General features: G+C 39.8%; 21 protein-coding genes, 2 pseudogenes and 1 riboswitch. Of the genes and pseudogenes, 13 read left to right on the plus strand and 10 right to left on the minus strand.

Annotated features, from left to right (window positions below):
• Positions 1-36 precede the first annotated feature (36 nt).
• The 3 genes and pseudogenes from GN217_RS07960 to GN217_RS18930 all read right to left on the minus strand — a co-directional run.
• Positions 37-129, minus strand: a pseudogene (locus tag GN217_RS07960) (SDR family oxidoreductase); the annotation flags it as partial.
• A gap of 22 nt (positions 130-151) precedes the next feature.
• On the minus strand, positions 152-433 hold the full coding sequence (locus GN217_RS18925) for an HXXEE domain-containing protein (protein WP_370459749.1): 282 nt from the start codon (positions 431-433) through the stop codon (positions 152-154).
• Entirely contained in the window at positions 421-657 is a 237-nt protein-coding gene (locus tag GN217_RS18930) for an HXXEE domain-containing protein (RefSeq protein ID WP_232334370.1), read from the minus strand. Before GN217_RS18930 ends, GN217_RS18925 begins: the two co-directional genes overlap by 13 nt.
• 232 nt (positions 658-889) lie before the next feature.
• Here GN217_RS18930 and GN217_RS07970 point away from each other — a divergent pair, with 232 nt between their 5' ends.
• From GN217_RS07970 to GN217_RS08005, 8 genes are all read left to right on the plus strand, one after another.
• On the plus strand, positions 890-1,072 hold the full coding sequence (locus GN217_RS07970) for a hypothetical protein (RefSeq protein ID WP_156856153.1): 183 nt from the start codon (positions 890-892) through the stop codon (positions 1,070-1,072).
• Between the two features lie 135 nt (positions 1,073-1,207).
• Positions 1,208-1,417 (plus strand): hypothetical protein, encoded by a 210-nt coding sequence (locus tag GN217_RS07975; protein WP_156856154.1) that lies wholly within the window; start codon positions 1,208-1,210, stop codon positions 1,415-1,417.
• A 111-nt stretch (positions 1,418-1,528) separates the two neighbouring features.
• Complete coding sequence (locus GN217_RS07980; RefSeq protein WP_156856155.1) at positions 1,529-2,167, plus strand: hypothetical protein; 639 nt, start codon at positions 1,529-1,531, stop codon at positions 2,165-2,167.
• A gap of 304 nt (positions 2,168-2,471) precedes the next feature.
• Positions 2,472-2,780: a hypothetical protein gene (locus GN217_RS07985; protein ID WP_156856156.1), complete on the plus strand. Its 309-nt coding sequence runs from the start codon at positions 2,472-2,474 to the stop codon at positions 2,778-2,780.
• Positions 2,781-2,864: 84 nt separating this feature from the next.
• Positions 2,865-2,966: riboswitch (TPP riboswitch) on the plus strand.
• A 107-nt stretch (positions 2,967-3,073) separates the two neighbouring features.
• Positions 3,074-3,853, plus strand: coding sequence for a hydroxyethylthiazole kinase (thiM, locus tag GN217_RS07990; RefSeq protein WP_156856157.1), 780 nt, complete (start codon positions 3,074-3,076; stop codon positions 3,851-3,853).
• Between the two features lies 1 nt (position 3,854).
• A complete protein-coding gene (locus GN217_RS07995) occupies positions 3,855-4,469 on the plus strand; it encodes a cysteine hydrolase family protein (protein ID WP_156856158.1) in 615 nt (204 codons plus the stop codon).
• Positions 4,470-4,829, plus strand: coding sequence for a Lin0512 family protein (locus GN217_RS08000; protein WP_156856159.1), 360 nt, complete (start codon positions 4,470-4,472; stop codon positions 4,827-4,829).
• A gap of 38 nt (positions 4,830-4,867) precedes the next feature.
• Positions 4,868-5,104, plus strand: a complete 237-nt coding sequence (locus tag GN217_RS08005) for a DMT family transporter (protein ID WP_156856160.1) — start codon at positions 4,868-4,870, stop codon at positions 5,102-5,104.
• An 11-nt stretch (positions 5,105-5,115) separates the two neighbouring features.
• Here the strand turns inward: GN217_RS08005 and GN217_RS08010 are convergent, their stop codons facing one another.
• The 3 genes from GN217_RS08010 to GN217_RS08020 all read right to left on the minus strand — a co-directional run bounded on the left by GN217_RS08010 (position 5,116) and on the right by GN217_RS08020 (position 7,692).
• Positions 5,116-5,442, minus strand: coding sequence for a nucleoside triphosphate pyrophosphohydrolase (locus tag GN217_RS08010; protein WP_156856161.1), 327 nt, complete (start codon positions 5,440-5,442; stop codon positions 5,116-5,118).
• A gap of 104 nt (positions 5,443-5,546) precedes the next feature.
• A complete protein-coding gene (menC, locus tag GN217_RS08015) occupies positions 5,547-6,653 on the minus strand; it encodes an o-succinylbenzoate synthase (RefSeq protein ID WP_156856162.1) in 1,107 nt (368 codons plus the stop codon).
• Between the two features lie 49 nt (positions 6,654-6,702).
• Entirely contained in the window at positions 6,703-7,692 is a 990-nt protein-coding gene (locus GN217_RS08020; protein ID WP_156856163.1) for an aromatic acid exporter family protein, read from the minus strand.
• A 149-nt stretch (positions 7,693-7,841) separates the two neighbouring features.
• On the opposite strand from GN217_RS08020, the gene GN217_RS08025 reads away from it, so the two are divergent.
• Both GN217_RS08025 and GN217_RS08030 read left to right on the plus strand, forming a co-directional pair.
• Complete coding sequence (locus GN217_RS08025; protein ID WP_156856164.1) at positions 7,842-8,684, plus strand: aldo/keto reductase; 843 nt, start codon at positions 7,842-7,844, stop codon at positions 8,682-8,684.
• A gap of 27 nt (positions 8,685-8,711) precedes the next feature.
• Positions 8,712-9,209 carry an LURP-one-related/scramblase family protein gene (locus GN217_RS08030; RefSeq protein ID WP_156856165.1) on the plus strand — a complete coding sequence of 166 codons (498 nt, stop codon included), beginning with the start codon at positions 8,712-8,714 and terminating at the stop codon, positions 9,207-9,209.
• Between the two features lie 516 nt (positions 9,210-9,725).
• On the opposite strand, the gene GN217_RS08035 is transcribed toward GN217_RS08030, so the two are convergent.
• Positions 9,726-10,922 carry a coenzyme F420-0:L-glutamate ligase gene (locus GN217_RS08035; protein WP_156856166.1) on the minus strand — a complete coding sequence of 399 codons (1,197 nt, stop codon included), beginning with the start codon at positions 10,920-10,922 and terminating at the stop codon, positions 9,726-9,728.
• A gap of 136 nt (positions 10,923-11,058) precedes the next feature.
• Between GN217_RS08035 and GN217_RS08040 the strand changes: the two genes are divergently transcribed.
• Positions 11,059-11,946, plus strand: coding sequence for a LysR family transcriptional regulator (locus tag GN217_RS08040; protein ID WP_156856167.1), 888 nt, complete (start codon positions 11,059-11,061; stop codon positions 11,944-11,946).
• A gap of 36 nt (positions 11,947-11,982) precedes the next feature.
• Here the strand turns inward: GN217_RS08040 and GN217_RS08045 are convergent, their stop codons facing one another.
• Together GN217_RS08045 and GN217_RS08050 are read right to left on the minus strand one after the other, a co-directional pair.
• Entirely contained in the window at positions 11,983-12,561 is a 579-nt protein-coding gene (locus GN217_RS08045; RefSeq protein WP_156856168.1) for a hypothetical protein, read from the minus strand.
• An 8-nt stretch (positions 12,562-12,569) separates the two neighbouring features.
• Positions 12,570-13,460, minus strand: a complete 891-nt coding sequence (locus tag GN217_RS08050; protein WP_188855900.1) for a TetR/AcrR family transcriptional regulator — start codon at positions 13,458-13,460, stop codon at positions 12,570-12,572.
• A 517-nt stretch (positions 13,461-13,977) separates the two neighbouring features.
• On the opposite strand from GN217_RS08050, the pseudogene GN217_RS08055 reads away from it, so the two are divergent.
• Positions 13,978-14,283 (plus strand): annotated as a pseudogene (locus GN217_RS08055) (hypothetical protein); the annotation flags it as partial.
• 202 nt (positions 14,284-14,485) lie between these two features.
• Complete coding sequence (gene nagE / locus GN217_RS08060) at positions 14,486-15,940, plus strand: N-acetylglucosamine-specific PTS transporter subunit IIBC (protein ID WP_156856171.1); 1,455 nt, start codon at positions 14,486-14,488, stop codon at positions 15,938-15,940.
• A 25-nt stretch (positions 15,941-15,965) separates the two neighbouring features.
• Here the strand turns inward: nagE and GN217_RS08065 are convergent, their stop codons facing one another.
• Positions 15,966-16,700, minus strand: coding sequence for a GntR family transcriptional regulator (locus GN217_RS08065; RefSeq protein ID WP_156856172.1), 735 nt, complete (start codon positions 16,698-16,700; stop codon positions 15,966-15,968).
• Positions 16,701-16,794 lie beyond the last annotated feature (94 nt).

A 16,794-nucleotide genomic window follows, 5' to 3' on the forward strand; every position in this document is an offset into this window, starting at 1 on the left:
ATAATCTCTGTCGTTTTTTTTGATGTAAAAAGTTTATTACATTGCGGTAATTCCACCATCCACGATAAACTCAGAACAAGTGGAATAACTGGATTCGTCGGATGCTAAGTAAAGGACAAGATTTGCTACTGTTGAATTTTGTCTCGAGGAGTTAGTTCCATTTTTCTGCTGCTTTATGACTGAGAAGAAAAATAGGAATAAACAAGATTAGAATTACGACTGCACCTAATAAATTGTTGAATGTTAATAAACCAGTATTAGATATATGATAACAAAGAATAATATAATAAGGAATGATCAGTGATACAGAAGTCCAAAGACCTGGAGTATAGCTGCGTAAGTATAAGGATTGTAAGGGATGGGTGAAAATATTTAAAGCAAATAACAGATTTAACCCGAGAAATAGAAGATAATGCTCAGTTATTGTTGTAATTCAATCAGAATAGCTACTGGGATAGAAAGTAAAAATACAACGAAAGAAAATCTGGCTGCATTCATTGTCTCAAATTTCCTGAGTTCTTCTTCTATAAAAGCAGGGATTCTTTTGCGAATTCTTGGATACGTTTTGTTGAACCATTTTTCAATTGTCATGATTTCTTCTAGGTTGTGGAGCATGAAAATGATGGTGAAAATTAGGATGAATAGATGGATATCCATAACCTTTTAACTCCTTTCTTAGAAATGCTCTTTTATAAAACCTTTCTATAACAGTATTTTAACATGATTATTCCTATCTTTATACGAGTTTATAATTAATACTTTTCGCATGGCTGGAAGGCAATCGGCGGGTAGGTTATTATCTGAAGGCTGTCTTCCTTTAAAAAGAGTAAAATATTTTCTCCGCTTGAATACATTAAAGAAGGAAAAGATATTTGGAGGTGTACTCATTATGTCATCACCACAAGAATCAAAATCAACAAACTCATCAAATGAGATAATATCTTTAGAAGAACTTTCCTTTGTTTCAGCCATGTTCTTTGTTATCGGTGCAATGATTTCCTTTTATGTTGCTTATAAAAGACTTAAAGATTCGTCTTTAGGTGGACCGCCGATATTGCAACCCGTGCCATAAAGTGAAACTCATTCAGTGGGGATATCCTTACCTCTCCCACTGAATGTTAGTTGAACAGAATCAGGGATTTACGGACTGTATATCCCAACCTTCACATATTGGGTTTCCCTCGTGTTTAGAAGTGGGAATATAACCTTGGGAGTTAAACAAAGCGATCGATGTATCGCAGGACTATCGCATGATATTTTCCAGGAACGGATTAATACAGAGAACTTGACAATCGAAACCGTGGCAGAAAAGATTGCTTTGAAATCTGAAATCCAACTAATCACCGATAAACGGGGGAAATTCAAGAGAAAGCTAGACAGGTTAAAAATACAACTTAGTCATATCCGATGGTTTTAAGAGAATTTATAGGCGCAATCATTGAAACCAAACACTCACTTCCGCCGTAAAACTACAAGTGAGTGTTTTTCATATTAACCTAAACCAATTCCAAAAGGGGAGAGCCACCAAATGACCTTTCTAATCCAACATCAATGGGAAATTTTTATCGCTGCAGAAATACTGTCCTTTATCTCATTAATTCTATTCGGGGTCATCCGCTATTTTTTCAACAAACGGAATTTAAGTCTTATCTTTCTGCTGTCTTTTCTCGGCTTATTTATCGTTGAGGGAGTGCTTGCTCTCCTTATTTACCGGGAAACAGGCGAGATTTCGATGTTTCAAATTGTTATTTTGATTTTTATTTTGTATGCGTGCACTTTTGGCATCAATGATTTCCGGAAGTTGGACCGTTGGATGCGCTTGAAGATTGGTAATTTGCGCGGTATCGACTTACTTACTGAAAGGGATAAAGAAATCATCAGGAGACAAAAAGACCCGAAATATATTGCCAAAATCAATCGATACAGCTCCATTTTCCATTTACTTATATTCGCAGCCGTCCAGATTGTTTTCTGGAGCTATGGAATAAAGGATCTCAATCAGGCGATGAATTACCTGACTGATCTTTCGTGGATTGGTGATGACAATTACTTGGCATCACCTTATGCAAATGAAATGATGTATAACATTTCAATGGTTTGGGGGATTGTTTTTATTATTGATTTCATTTATTCGTGGTCTTACACCATTTTTCCGAGCAAGTCTTAAGCGGGAAGTGGGGTATTTAGGAATCTTAACATCCTGACGTTGATAGCTCCTCTTAGGCGAAATGAGCTGGTCAATAGGGATTGATAACCTTCTATATGTCCGGAATACTGTCATGTTGCTCACGGAATTTGTATTTTCGATATTCTGAATGCATAGTCACCTGAGAAAAAGGATTCATCTCGTTTTCCGACCCAAATTTCATGTCAAAAATAGGGATTTGTCTAGTGCGGTTTCCTGTACTCTGCCATAGGCTGTAGGGAAGGGAAAGAACAGGATAAAATTTTTCTTGAAAAGGAGCATATACATGCATGGATTTGTAAATCATGTACCGATGCATCATTCGCCATTACCATATCCAGAAATGCACCGGGCTCGTCCGCCGGGTCCGTTTGGGCCAGGTGGCGGTATTGATCCGCTTGCAGCTGGATTAATAGGAGCAGGACTAGGATTTTTAGGTGGCAGTTTAATCGCTGGAGGACCAGGTTTTGGCTTTGGACCGGGATACGGTCCTGGGTTCGGTCCAGGGGCCGGATTTGGTTACGGTCTTGGCTTCGGACCCGGCCCGGGATTTTGGCAGTACGGTCCCGGATTCGTGCCATATGGTGGTTTTTAATATAAAAGAAAGGGTTTGGGTGCACGCACGCAAACCCTTTCTTTTATATTAAAAATAAGATAGACTAGTCATAAAGAATAGATATTTTTCCACTAGGGGTGCCAGTCGGCTGAGATAAGACTTTTTCTTAATCCCTTTGAACCTGATCTAGTTCATACTAGCGTAGGAAAGTGGAGTTGGTATACATACTTAAATTGTATTAATAACCACTCCAATTCCCGGGGTGGTTTTTCTTTTTTAAAAACTACCTCGCCCTTAATCTATTTCAATTTACTAAAAAGGAGGAAGTTTACATGAACTATATTGCTAAAATTCGAGAAAAAAGTCCGTTTATCTATAACATCACGAATGAGGTTGCGACAAATTTTGCGGCAAATGGTTTAATTGCGATTGGTGCGTCTCCAGCCATGTCGAATACACCAAAAGAGGCGGAGGAGAATGCGAGTCATGCGGATGCTGTCGTATTGAATCTCGGAACTTTAACCGAGGATCGGGCCGAGGCGATGCTGCTTGCTGGCCTTAAAGCGAATGAAAAAGGAATTCCAGTCATTCTTGATCCCATCGCAGCAGGGGGAACAAAATTCCGTACGAAAGTGATTAATGAATTATTGGAAAAGGTGAAATTCGCTGCTATCCGAGCGAATGCTGGGGAAATTTCCGTACTTGGCGGAGCGCTTGATATTATGAAAAGCCCTGACTCTACGGTTGAATCGATTGATCCGAAAATTGCTCAAACAGTAGCGAAAGAATATGATACGGTTGTTATTGCAACAGGGAAAACAGACGTCATTACAGACGGAACGCGCATGAGTCTTTGTAATAATGGGCATACCATGCTACAAAATATTACGGCAAGCGGGTGCCTGCTTTCGTCTCTCGTTGGGCCTTATTTAAGTGTTGCCGAAGACTTGTATGAGGCAAGTGTGGAAGTGACTGCAGCTTACGGGATAACTGCGGAACTTGCGATGAAAAAGGCGGAAGGGCCGGGCACGTTCATCCCTGCTTTACTTGATCAGCTTTATCTGCTTGATCAGGAGACGGTGAATACGTATAAAAAGCTACAAGAGATTTAGAATGAATACAACAAACGGGAACATAGCTCTACTTCTAGTCGATTTACAAAATGATTTTTGCCATCCGGAAGGCACTGCAGGTAAACGCGGGAAAGATATTCATGCTTTTTATGAAAAAATGAAACAGATGAAGGATTTGCTAGAAGCAGCACGAGAATGTGAGATTCCAGTGATTCATGTGATCTCGGAACATAGTGCTTGGACGGAATCCCCTTCTGCAAATGAACGATTTGGCCGAAGCAATCAGAAAAGTAATTTATCCTACTGTGAACCTGGAAGCTGGGGAGCGGAAATTCATGAGTATTTCACTCCGCTTCCAGGAGAAAAAGTTGTCGTAAAACATCGGTATAGCGCGTTTGTCCATACAAATCTTGAGCTTTTATTACGCTCAAATGGTATAAGACACCTTACGATTATTGGAGCTTACACGAATGTGTGTATTGACACGACTGCTCGTGATGCTTCTATGAGAGATTTTTTCGTAACGGTTCCCTCTAATTGTGTCGTCTCGGATAATGAAAAACTACATCACGACGCATTAGAGTTACTCCAAGGAACATTTGCAGAAGTTGTTCACGCAGTGGAAGTAAAAAAACAATGGAAAGGGGAAATATAATTGAAAGAAATTCTATTTATCGAAGCAGGAATGGGAATTGATCTCCACGGCCAGGACATAAATGTAGCTGCCGAACGTGCGATTATGGATGCTATCCATTATAATTCCATGCCAGGAATAAGGAAAATGCTGCCAAGTCAAGACTTGAACAATATGCGGGTGAACGTTAAGCTCGCTGTGCCAAAAGACGAGGAAAAGCTTGACCATGAAAAAATTAAAAGTTTGCTTCCTTATGGAACGGTAACGGTAGAAACCGTTGCTGGAGGTATGGCGACAACGAGCGGTATTTTCCTTGAAGATCAACAGGATGAAAATGATTTAATGTATATTGTGAATGCAGTCGTTGAGGTTGGGTATTAATGAAATGACATTTAGTTTAGTTGGTAAATCAAATAAGTATGATGATGGGTGGGCTTTTAGTAGGCAGTCAATCGTCCGTCAACGCCTCACTGGGTCGGAGAATTGGGACGATTGAAGGTGCACTCATCTCTTTTCTGACTGGTACAGGTTTGCTTGCGATACTGGTGCTTTTCTTTGGACAGGGAAATTTATATATAAGGGGAATGTCCGGGCGAGGAAGCTCGAGCAGTCCGGAAAAAAGGCATGTTAAAATGAGGCACTTAGGGAAAGTCTAAGTACCTCATCGCTATTTCTCCTCTACATCAACCAAATAAATCTTCTCTTCAAACCCGCCATATTCCTCTGCCTTTTTGGCCCGACGTTTTTCTACCTCTTCCATCGTGGTGTCGTGGATACCGACAAGGGCCTGCATGACTTCGAGGATATCGGCAAGTTCCTCTAATGCATCTTCGTCATTTGCTGCATCTTGATATTCCATCACTTCTTCATTCAGTTTCTTTTTTAGCTCCATAATATAACGATCCTGGTTAAGGGTTTCGGTATTGAAGGCTTGACCGTTTTGTTCCAATATTGCCGGAATACCGTCGCGGACAAGTTTATTATACGTCGTCACTTAGGAAACACTCCTTTTTCATTGTTGTCGAATATATGGGGAACCGAAATTACCTATATTCAATCGTTCCCTAAATACCGACAAGAAAAACGTTCGCTCTCAATTTAACGATAATGTTTCTTACTGACCGTGAATGCATCAACTGCTTCCCGGTCGATTTCATAACCGATGCCAGCTTTCTTAGGAACTGTAATATAACCGTTATTCGCGATAACTTCTGGTGCGATAATATCTTTTTCCCAATAGCGGTCGGAGCCGGATGTGTCACCAGGCAAGGTGAAATTCGGCAGTGATGTTAGCGCAATATTATGGGCCCGGCCAATTCCAGATTCAAGCATCCCGCCGCACCAGACAGAGATACCTTTCTCCGCACAGTAATCATGGATTTTTTTCGCTTCAGATAATCCGCCAACACGGCCAATCTTCACGTTTATAACTTTCGTACTTCCGAGTTCCACCGCTTTTCGTGCATCTTCCAACGAATTGATGCTTTCATCTAAGCAAATCGGTGTTTCCAGCTCTTTTTGCAGCTTGGCATGGTCGATAATATCTTCAGAAGCGAGTGGTTGTTCAATCATCATGAGATTAAATTCATCAAGTTGTTTTAACGTATCAAGATCCTTTAATGAATAAGCTGAATTAGCATCTGCCATAATCGGCAAATCAGGGAAGTGTTCGCGTAACGCCCGGATTACTTCGACATCTTTACCAGGCTTGATTTTCACTTTCATACGCTTATAGCCTTCTTTCACATATCCATGAACCAATTGGATCAAGTCATCGGTAGTAGGCTGAATGCCAATACTGATGCCAACCTCAATCTGTTCACTCTTCCCGCCAAGTGCCGCTGCAAGAGATTGGTTCGTTTGCTGGGCATAGATATCCCAAACTGCACCTTCAATCGCGGATTTTGCCATATTATTTTTCCGGATGGGGGAAAAAGTGTCACGCACTTCATCCGGGTGCTGCAATTCTTTATTGAGGAGGAGTGGAATAAGAAAATCCTCAAGCATATGCCAGTTCGTCATCATCGTTTCTTCGGTGTACCAGGGGGCACGGAAGGCGACCGATTCTCCCCAACCAATCGTTCCACTTTCGTCTTTTGCCTCTAGCAGTAGAAAGTCACGATTTTCTAGCGTTCCGAAACTTGTTGCAAAAGGAGATTTTAATTTCATTTGTAAATGGCGGATGGTGATCTCTGTCAATTTCATGATTCATTTCCTCCAAATTCAATCTTGTTCTTTGTTTTTTACTTAGACTTTACACTCGTACACCTGCGCGATTAGAAAAAGGTTCGCGTTGCCGCATCACTTTCTTCTTCACTAGCAAATAATTCTTAATTTCAAAAAGCAAGTAAAAGAGATTGGCCCGCACTTCGAATTCTTCTCTTGTCTTTGGTAGTTCATTTTCACGGAAAATTTCTTCGTAAGACTCTAACTTTTCGAGAACAGGATCAATGTTCTTCGTGCGGACGTTTTCGCTAATGTTCAATAATAGGTCGGCAACCATTTCGCGTTGTTCCACATGGATCTCTGAGAGGGAAACGATGCCTATAATTGGCAGCATTTGTCGCAATATGGCGAGCTGTTCTTCGCGCAATCTGAAATAATGATAGTCTGTTCTTTTTTCTTGTAATAAATTGTTTTCAATATCTTGGATGGCCATCGATTTCGCTTGATTAATAATTTCTTCCGCTTCATTAATCTCTTGTCCGTCCCAATTCCGGTGATTATCTTTTAAGAAAGCATGGAATTCATAGAGGATTTTTGCATACTTTTCTTCAATTTCATATTTGAACCTATCAATGTCTTTTCTCATACTCGGCATAACACTGTTTACAATGAATGCAATTCCAATCCCGGTGAGAATGATAAATAGTTCATGGAAGAAAACTTCAAAACTTGCATTTCCAATCATATAAATATGGGAGAGGACAACCATGCTTGTGATAAATCCGTTTTGAATCCGCGCTTTCATTAAGATCGGTATAAACAGAAGAATGAAAATCGCAAATACAATCGGGTGATAACCTAATAATTCAAAGACCACCATACCGAGAACGAGTGAAAGAAGACAAGCGAAAAATTTATCCTTAATCGTGTAGATGGTTCGTTTTTTCGTCCGTTCAATACACATAATGACAAGAATCGCTGCAAAGGTTGCAAATTGAATGTCAACAAGACTTGCAAACCACATCGCAATACCTGCACCGACTGCTGTTTTAATCGTTCGGTATCCCATACCAACCATCCGAAACACCTCTCTTCCCTGATGACTTTCATTAGATCTATTATAGACTGTTGGAGAAGGAAGGAACAGAATTCCGGTCGGTGAGTGTGTTATACTAAATTTAATCACTCATTTAAATGGAGAAATCAATAGAAAAGGAGATGTTTTACATGATTAGATCGATTCCTGAAATTACATTAAATGATGGACTATCAATCCCGGCAATTGGACTAGGGACGTATAAAATGAATGGTAACGCTGGGGTCCGGTCGATTATAAGTGCGATAGACAATGGGTATCGTCTGCTTGATAGCGCTTATAACTATGAAAACGAAGGTACAGTTGGGGAAGCTGTCCGTAAAACTGGTGTACAGCGTCAAGATTTAATCGTCACGTCGAAGCTGCCAGGGAGATACCATCAATACGATTTGGCCGTGCAGACGATTCAAGAGTCCTTGTACCGGGCGAATCTCGATTATTATGATTTATACCTCATCCACTGGCCGAATCCGAAGCAGGACGTGTATGTCGAAGCTTGGCAGGCGTTAATTGATGCAAAAAGATGGGGCTTGGTTCGTTCAATTGGAACGAGTAATTTCCTGCCTGAACATATTGAACGGCTGGAAAAAGAAACCGGTGTGAAGCCAAGTGTGAACCAGATTGAATTGCACCCGTTCTTCAATCAGAAGGAGCAGCGGAAGTGGCATGAAGAAAATGATGTTCAGACACAATCCTGGAGTCCACTTGCACGTGTAAACAACGTGCTTGATAACGATATTCTAACGGCAATTGCGTCACGCCATAATAAGTCCGTATCTCAAGTTATTCTGCGCTGGCATTATCAGTTGGGATCGGTTGCTATTCCAAGATCGACTTCACCGGTTCGTCAGCGGGAGAATCTTGCTATCTTTGATTTTGAATTATCACAGGAAGAAATGAATAAGATCGGCGAATTGAGTCGTCCGGACGGGAGAATGAAAAACCAAGATCCAGCTGAGTATGAAGAATTTTAAACTGGCGAAGAAGTGTGAGGATACCTTATGAAGGAACTGTATATAAAGCAAAAAATACTTAGCTTAAGCGGCAGGTTTACGGTAAAAGATGCAGATGAACGGGATGTATATACCGTAGAGGGTAGCTTCATGAAAATCCCGAAAGTCTATACGATTAAGGATGAGAGAGAAGCGGAAGTCGCCCGAATTACGAAGCGAATGCTTACCTGGATGCCGAAGTTCACCATTGCTGTTGCCGGTGAAGAAGTCATTACGATAAAAAAGGAATTTTCTTTTTTTAAACCGCGCTATTCGATTGATGCGATTGGCTTAGAGGTGACAGGAGATTGGTGGGGCATGGATTTTGAAGTGTATCAGCACGGAGCGTTTATTGGAGAAGTGAAGAAAAAATGGTTTACTTGGGGCGATAGTTACCAAGTTAAAATAAGTGATGAATCCGAAGAAAACCTGATGATTGCCCTCGTTGTCGCGATTGATTGCGTGAAAGCAGATCAATCAGCAGCTGCCGCTTCGCCGGGAAGTTGAATAGAAACGGGTCCCCAAGTGAAAATTTTCCTTGGCGACCCGTTTTTTGTAATTGCTTTGGGAACTGTATGGTAATGATACTGTGGATGACTACATTTAGCCGAGTGAATAGGGGCGTTTTAATCTTTAATCGTCCGTTTGAATTAGGTTAGATTTCGTTCGGTCGATTAGAGATGTCTTAATTACTCGAATGAGTTAGACTTTCCTTCGTTCGGTCGATTATAAGGGTCCTAATCACCCGAACGAGCTAGAATAGCCTTCATTCAGTCGATTAGTAGTGCTCTAATTAATCGAATTGGCTAAATTCGATTTCGTTCGGATAAATAGGGATGTTTTTTTGATCACCCTTTTGCGCCTCCTGATTCCAGCTCGTTTGGTCAGAGAGATCTAATCAACACTTGAAAACAACTCTAATTCGAGCAGTGAAGCTGTCCGTTTATTATAGCCGTCAACAGTATTATTTAAAATCTTCTCCGTGCAGTGATAGGAAATTTGCCAGTGCAAAAGTTGAATTCATTACTTTCCATCGGTGTAGTTATCAAAATATCCTTGAATATAGACAAAAGGTGTTCCTTTGTCACCGCTGCCTGACGTGAGGTCAGATAGAGAGCCGATCAAGTCGGTTAGTTTTCGTGGAGTTGTTCCTTGTGCCTCCATAGATCCGACAAGGTCATCACCCTTTTTATTAATGAACGCGGCAACTGCTTCGTCTAATTCATCTCCGCGCAGGTGACTAAAGTTATTATCAGCTAAATATTTTAATTTGATTTCGTTCGGTGTACCTTCCAGACCTAACGTATAAGCTGGGGATACAACAGGGTCTGCTAGTTCCCATATTTTTCCAGCCGGATCCTTGAATGCACCATCGCCGTACACCATTACTTCAACTGTTTTTCCAGTAGCTTGTTTAACTTTTGCTTGAATCCCGTTTACTAATTCCTGACAATTATTCGGGAAGAGTTTCACACTTTCTTCGGTCGCTTTATTAGAACCGAGTAGTCCGTATGCTTCGTTATAACCACTGCCATTAATCGGTTCTGTTAAAATATCATCCAGTCCGTAAATCGTTTCCGCACCGTGTTTCTTTAGGATCCGTTTCGTCCGGTGACGGGAGTGGATATCACAAGTGAGGACATGCTTCGTGTACTCTAGGATTGATTTCGCGTTATTGGAAAAAATAATCTCGCATTCAATTCCTTCTGCTTCGATAATGCTCCTGTAATATTCAATATAATCGACGCCAGTGAATGGATGTTTGCAATTTCCGAATAACTCGCGGAATTCCTTTTCCGTTAGTACATCTGTCCACGGATTGACTCCTTTATCATCTAAGTCATCAATGCTGACTAAATGGTTGCCAACCTCATCTGCTGGATAGCTCAGCATGAGGACAATTCTTTTAACCCCGCGGGCAATCCCGCTTAAAATGCTGGAAAAACGATTCCGGCTGAGGATTGGGAAGACGACTCCGACCGTTTTATCGCCAAATTTTCGCTTGGTATCTTCAGCAATTGCTTCGATGCTCGCATAATTTCCTTGCGACCGGGCAACAATCGACTCGGTCAAGGAAACGATGTCACGATCCCGAATTTGGAATCCCTCGACTTCCGCTGCTTGTAAGACGGTTTCTACGACGATTTCCTCGAGGTCATCGCCTTCATTGATAATCGGTGCTCTGAGTCCACGTGCGGTTGTACCTACTACTCTTACCAATCTGATCTCTCCTAATCTTCATGAGAATATATGATGTACATATTTATTAATTTTTGATTTCCCTTCTTTACTATACCTGTAATTCGTGATATAAGTAAAATTAATAATTATTATACCTAGTATTAGGAGAATTTATATGATAGAGAACTTGGATTTATATCGAGTTTTTCAGATCGTCAGTCAAAATAAGAGCTTTTCCCAAGCGGCAAAAGAATTATTTATGACTCAATCTGCAGTGAGCCAAGCAATTTCCCGGCTGGAGAAGGGGCTCGAAGTCCAGCTGTTTTATCGGACTCCAAAAGGTGTTATGTTAACGACAGAGGGGAAAGTGTTGCAGGAGCATGTCAGCTCAGCCCTCGGGATTCTAGATGTTGCGGAAGATAAGATTCAAGCGTATAAGGGAATCCGGCGCGGTGAGTTGCGAATTGCGGTTGGAGATACAATTTCCCGTTATTTTTTATTACCTTATTTGGAAGAGTTTCATGCGCGATTTCCTGGTATTAAGCTGAAGGTATTAAATGGTACGACTCCGGAAATATTAGGTTTTTTGAAAGCTGGGGAAGCGGACGTCGGTGTATGTAATTTACCGATTGATGATGAGCAGTTTGAAGTTACGCCATGTATGGAAATCCATGATATTTTCGTTTGCGGAGATAAATATAAACGGATTTCGAAACATCGGATCAGCTATGATCATTTAATGGAACTACCGCTCATCTCTTTTGAAAAAAATACGGTCTCCCGTGATTATGTGGATGCGTTTTTTAAAGAAAGAGGATATGAACTGTCTCCGGTATTCGAACTTGGTTCATATGATCTTATTATGGATTTTGCGAAAGGGAACTTAGGCATATCTTGTGTTGTTCGCGAGTTTTCTCGTGAGTATTTAAACCGCGGTATTGTCCATGAAGTATTGCTGGAAGAGGAAATTCCGAGCCGGTATATCGGTATTGTCCATTTAAAAACAGTCCCACTCTCCCGCGCCGCAGCCAAGTTTGTCGAAAGCATTAAACCGAGGATTTAGAAATGGGACATAGAGCCTCTTTGTCCCATTAATATATTATTTTGCGACTTTTTTTCCTTCATTTCCCTTTTGTGTCGACTCTGTACCAAAGGTAATAAAGAATATACTAAATCCTAAATTTAATAGAAGCGTACAAACAATAGCTGATATAGGTAATTCTGATTGCGGTATCAAATATTTATTAACTAGCGTTAAAATTGAAACTGTCAACAAGATATGAATAGCAGATATAACTAAACGACCGAATAAATTGAATTTCTTATAAAGATAGAATAAGGAAAATAATGTTATAAAACAAAAGAACGATATAATCGTGTACCAGATTAAGTTCTCATCCTTAAGCTCACTACTTGTATTAATAAAGGAGTGAAAGATCTTGAATATAAACAAGTAAACCCCCATGTAAAACACGAAAATAATAATACTTGTAGCCATTCCTTCCATCATTAATTTTAATAAGTTGATTTTTCCTTTGGATTTGATAACTTCACTTACGATGTGGAGCAAACTTACAGCAATAAGTAAAAAAATGACCGTATAAACCAATGTAAGCGGTATTTCCCCTTTTACAATTTGTAAAATAATATTAAAGACTTCTATTAATTCACCTAACAAGAGATCACCTACTTCAGATAATTTTGTTGAATGATTGAAGTACAAACGTCCACAGTATACCTTAAATCTTTTATTTGCTGTATATTACGTAATAAACCTAGTATGATTATTAAATCACCACCCTGCGATTTTTCGAGCTCTTTACGTATTAACTTTACCGAGGTACTTACTTCTACGAACTCCTCTCTTGATAATTGAATATTTTTGATAATTAATTCTAAATCCTCCACTTTTCTTTTAAGGACAGAGCACACATCGATTTCATTTTCGTTTTCATTTTCTCTTTCTTCCGAGAAATCATAAGCCTCCAATAAGGGAACGATTTGATTCGAAGTAAAACCTTTATAAATACATGTAATAATCTGGCTAATATACTCAACAAGATCGTCCAATTCTAAATCTTTACGGTCATAAATGGCTACCGTACTGTACTCCTCAACTATACTATTTAAAATAATTACCATATCTAGTGAACAATAGTTTAATTCTTTTCCGCCTAGATATTGCAAGATTTCCACAAGTCTTTTGTAAATTTGATTTCTTTTCTCGATAACATAATTCGCCACTTCTGGGTCATTAATATTTTGTTCATTCATTTGCATAATTAAAAACTCTTCATGTTCAAATGGAACACTTAAATAGTTTCTTAATATCTTTTTAAAAATATGTAGTCTTTGTTCAAACTCACTATGTTCTATTAACTCTAGCTGTAAGCGTTCATATAAGCTATCTAGATAAAACTGATAAACGGAAATAAGGATATGTTTTTTTGACGTAAAATACGAGTATAACGTACTCCTAGATATTTCAGCACAATTAGCGATTTCCTGAACACTGGAAGCGTAATAGCCTTTTTGGGCAAATAATGTTAAAGCTGCTGTTAAAATTCTCTTCCTCAAAACCAATCACCCCTGTCATAATTTTGGAATTAACTTAAAAAACGTAATACGTACTAGTCAGCCCGGTATGTTTTTGCGAAACTTTGATTCGACTTCTGGTAGAAAATAGATTTGAGCCTATGACTTTCAGGAAAGAAAGAAGAATTTCGCAAAATCAAGTAACTATTTCAATAATACATTAATTAAGTTTATGTAAGAACAAAAAAGCAAAAACTATAAAATATTATGTTAATCGTAACATTTACGAAATACATGTAACATTTTTGATATATTATATCATTAATGGAAAACCTGTCTTTGTTATTCTTTCATATGCTAACGAACCTTTACAGCAATCCCTCTAATTCACTATTTGCTCGATGACATTGAGTTTAAATGTCCAACTTATGTATAGACAGGCAATATTGGGTGCTAAACTGTGATTGTAAATTTTTCACTTATAAAGTCGGAGGTGGAAAGAGTATGATATTGAAGAAACTCTTTAAGAAAGCGCAAGAGGAAATGATTTATGTACTGCGACCTTCATATCGACAATCATGTCCCGTTTGGAGATGCACTCTTGGAGCATGATAACGTTGCGGTTCCGTTTGCTCCAAGCTCGACGATTATAGGAGCAGCGATTATAAATAGTGTTATCGCACTAGCTATCGCCTCACTGGCAGAGAAAGGGATTACTCCGCATGTTTTCCTTAGTGGGAATGTGGATGGAGCTGATGAGCATAATGAGCAATTAATGAAAAAGCATAAAGAGCTGGCTGTTTTCTTAGGTATAATGACGGATCTGCATACGTATAGTTGTATAGACAACCATACTGTATTTTGATAAAATAAATATGAATAAATCTTTTTTTACGTGCTACCAATCAGTTTGAAGATGGAAGGGAGGGCAGTAGCAAAAGTTAAATTTTCCTTTTAAATGACAGCGCTATCATATTGCGTTTTTTATTAATCCAACATGAAAGATGAAAGGAAAATGACCAAGAACAAGCTTTATCATCATTAAATTCTAGAAGAGGATGATTATTATGATGAAGTATTTACAAAACCTTGGTAAATCGCTCATGCTCCCTGTAGCTGTACTGCCGGCTGCCGCGATCCTGATGGGGATCGGTTACGGGATTGACCCGGAAGGATGGGGTGAGGCGAATAAGGTAGCAGCTTTCCTCATTAGTGCCGGTAGTGCTATTTTAGATTTCCTCCCTGTTTTATTTGCAGTTGGTGTCGCAGTCGGTATGGCGAAGGAAAAGGATGGATCTGCAGCGCTTAGTGGTTTGGTAGGCTTTTTGATTGTTACTACAGTGCTTTCTGTTGATAATGTGGCTCTCCTTCAGGGGATTGAAGCGGAAAGTGTGAATGCGGCTTTTGCCAATATTGAGAACGTCTTTGTCGGTATTATTTCAGGTCTTATTGCTGCCGCAATGTATAATCGCTTTAGTAAGACGAAACTTCCTGATGCGCTCGCTTTCTTTAGTGGAAAACGGCTTGTTCCGATAATGACAGCTGGCACGATGCTTCTTTTGTCTTTACTCTTTTTGTTCATCTGGCCAATTGCTTATTCTGGATTAGTAGCATTCGGTACGGCAATTAGTAACTTAGGTTCTGTTGGTGCTGGGCTTTATGGCTTCTTTAATCGCCTATTAATTCCAACTGGACTGCATCATGCGCTAAACTCTGTATTCTGGTTTGACGTGGCTGGGATTAACGATATTGCTAATTTCTGGTCCAGTCAAGGGGAAAAAGGGATAACTGGAATGTATCAGGCCGGATTTTTCCCAATTATGATGTTTGGTTTGCCTGCAGCAACATTAGCAATGTATCATACGGCTAAAACGAGAAGAAGAAAACAAGTTGCTTCTCTACTGATGGCCGCGGCTTTTGCAGCTTTCCTGACAGGTGTAACCGAACCAATTGAATTTTCTTTCATGTTCTTAGCTCCATTCTTGTATGTTGTGCATGCAGCCTTAACAGGATTATCCTTATTTATTGCATCGGCCTTTGGCTGGACGGCAGGTTTTAGTTTCAGTGCCGGAGCAATCGACTTTTTCTGGAGTTCGCGGTTGCCGCTCGCCAATCAACCATGGATGCTTATTGTGCAGGGACTTGTGTTTGCGGTAATTTATTATTTCTTATTCCGCTTCTTAATCGTTAAGTTCGATATGAAAACGCCGGGCCGGGAAGATGATGATGAAGTTGTGGAAGCGGCGACTGAATCAGCCTCTGGTGCAGGTGATCGCTTTGCAGTGATGGCTCGTGAAATTTACGCAGGTCTTGGTGGGGATGAAAATGTTCTCTCCGTTGATAATTGTGCGACGCGGCTCAGGCTGGAAGTTAAAGACGCACAACAGGTAGATCAGCCAAGAATTAAAGCAACTGGTGTGCCGGGCGTCCAAATTGTTGGGAAAAACAATGTTCAGGTTATCGTTGGTACCCAGGTTCAAGCAGTGGCAGATGAGGTAAGGAGCATCCGAAATAAAAAATAGCGGAAAAAAATGAAACGGGGATACCTTAGGGTTCCCGTTTCATCTGTAAATGGAAGATATATTTATCTGCACGGTAAGCGGACTTCACGTATTCAACAGGGGTTTCTAAGTCTTCTTGTAAATAACTTGTCCGTTTCATGAGTAATATCGGATTCCCCTCTTTGATGCGTAAATGGTTGATTTCATTATCTGTGGCAAGTACAGCCTCGATGCTCTGGGTGCCGTACCCTATTTGCAATTGAAGCTTGTTCTCCAAATAGTGATAGAATGAGGTTGTGACATCTTGTTCCGTCATTTCCCCGACAAGTTTTTTGGGAGTATACACTGTCTCAAGGGCAACGGGTTCATCGTTTGCAAGGCGGATTCGTTTGATTTCGTAAATGGTATCCGCTGCATTTAATTTTAAAATGGAGGCAAGCTCGGTGTTTCCTGAAATAGTTTTAAAACTGATCAGTTTATTCGATGGGATGAGTCCGCGGCTTTTCATATCTTCACTGAAACTAGTTAAACCGGAAAGATCTTGTTCGAACTTATTCTCCGCGACAAAGGTGCCTTTTCCTTTTTGACGGTATAAAAGTCCTTCGCTTGCAAGATTGTTGATCGCTTGTCTTACAGTCATCCGACTAATATTATATTTCTCTGTGAACTCTCGCTCAGATGGCAATAAATCACCAGGTTTTAGCTCGTTCGTTTCAATTAATTGCCTGATTCGTACTTCTAATTGATAATAAATTGGGATTGGTGAATCTTTATCAATCATACTAAAAACCCCCCTACTTATCTTCACTAATTGTATCAAAAAGACGACAACATGTATAATTGTAAGGATGTATAGACCACTAGTATAGGAAGAA

The organism is Oceanobacillus sp. AG (assembly GCF_009746545.1).
In the GTDB taxonomy this organism is placed as follows: domain Bacteria; phylum Bacillota; class Bacilli; order Bacillales; family Amphibacillaceae; genus Oceanobacillus; species Oceanobacillus indicireducens.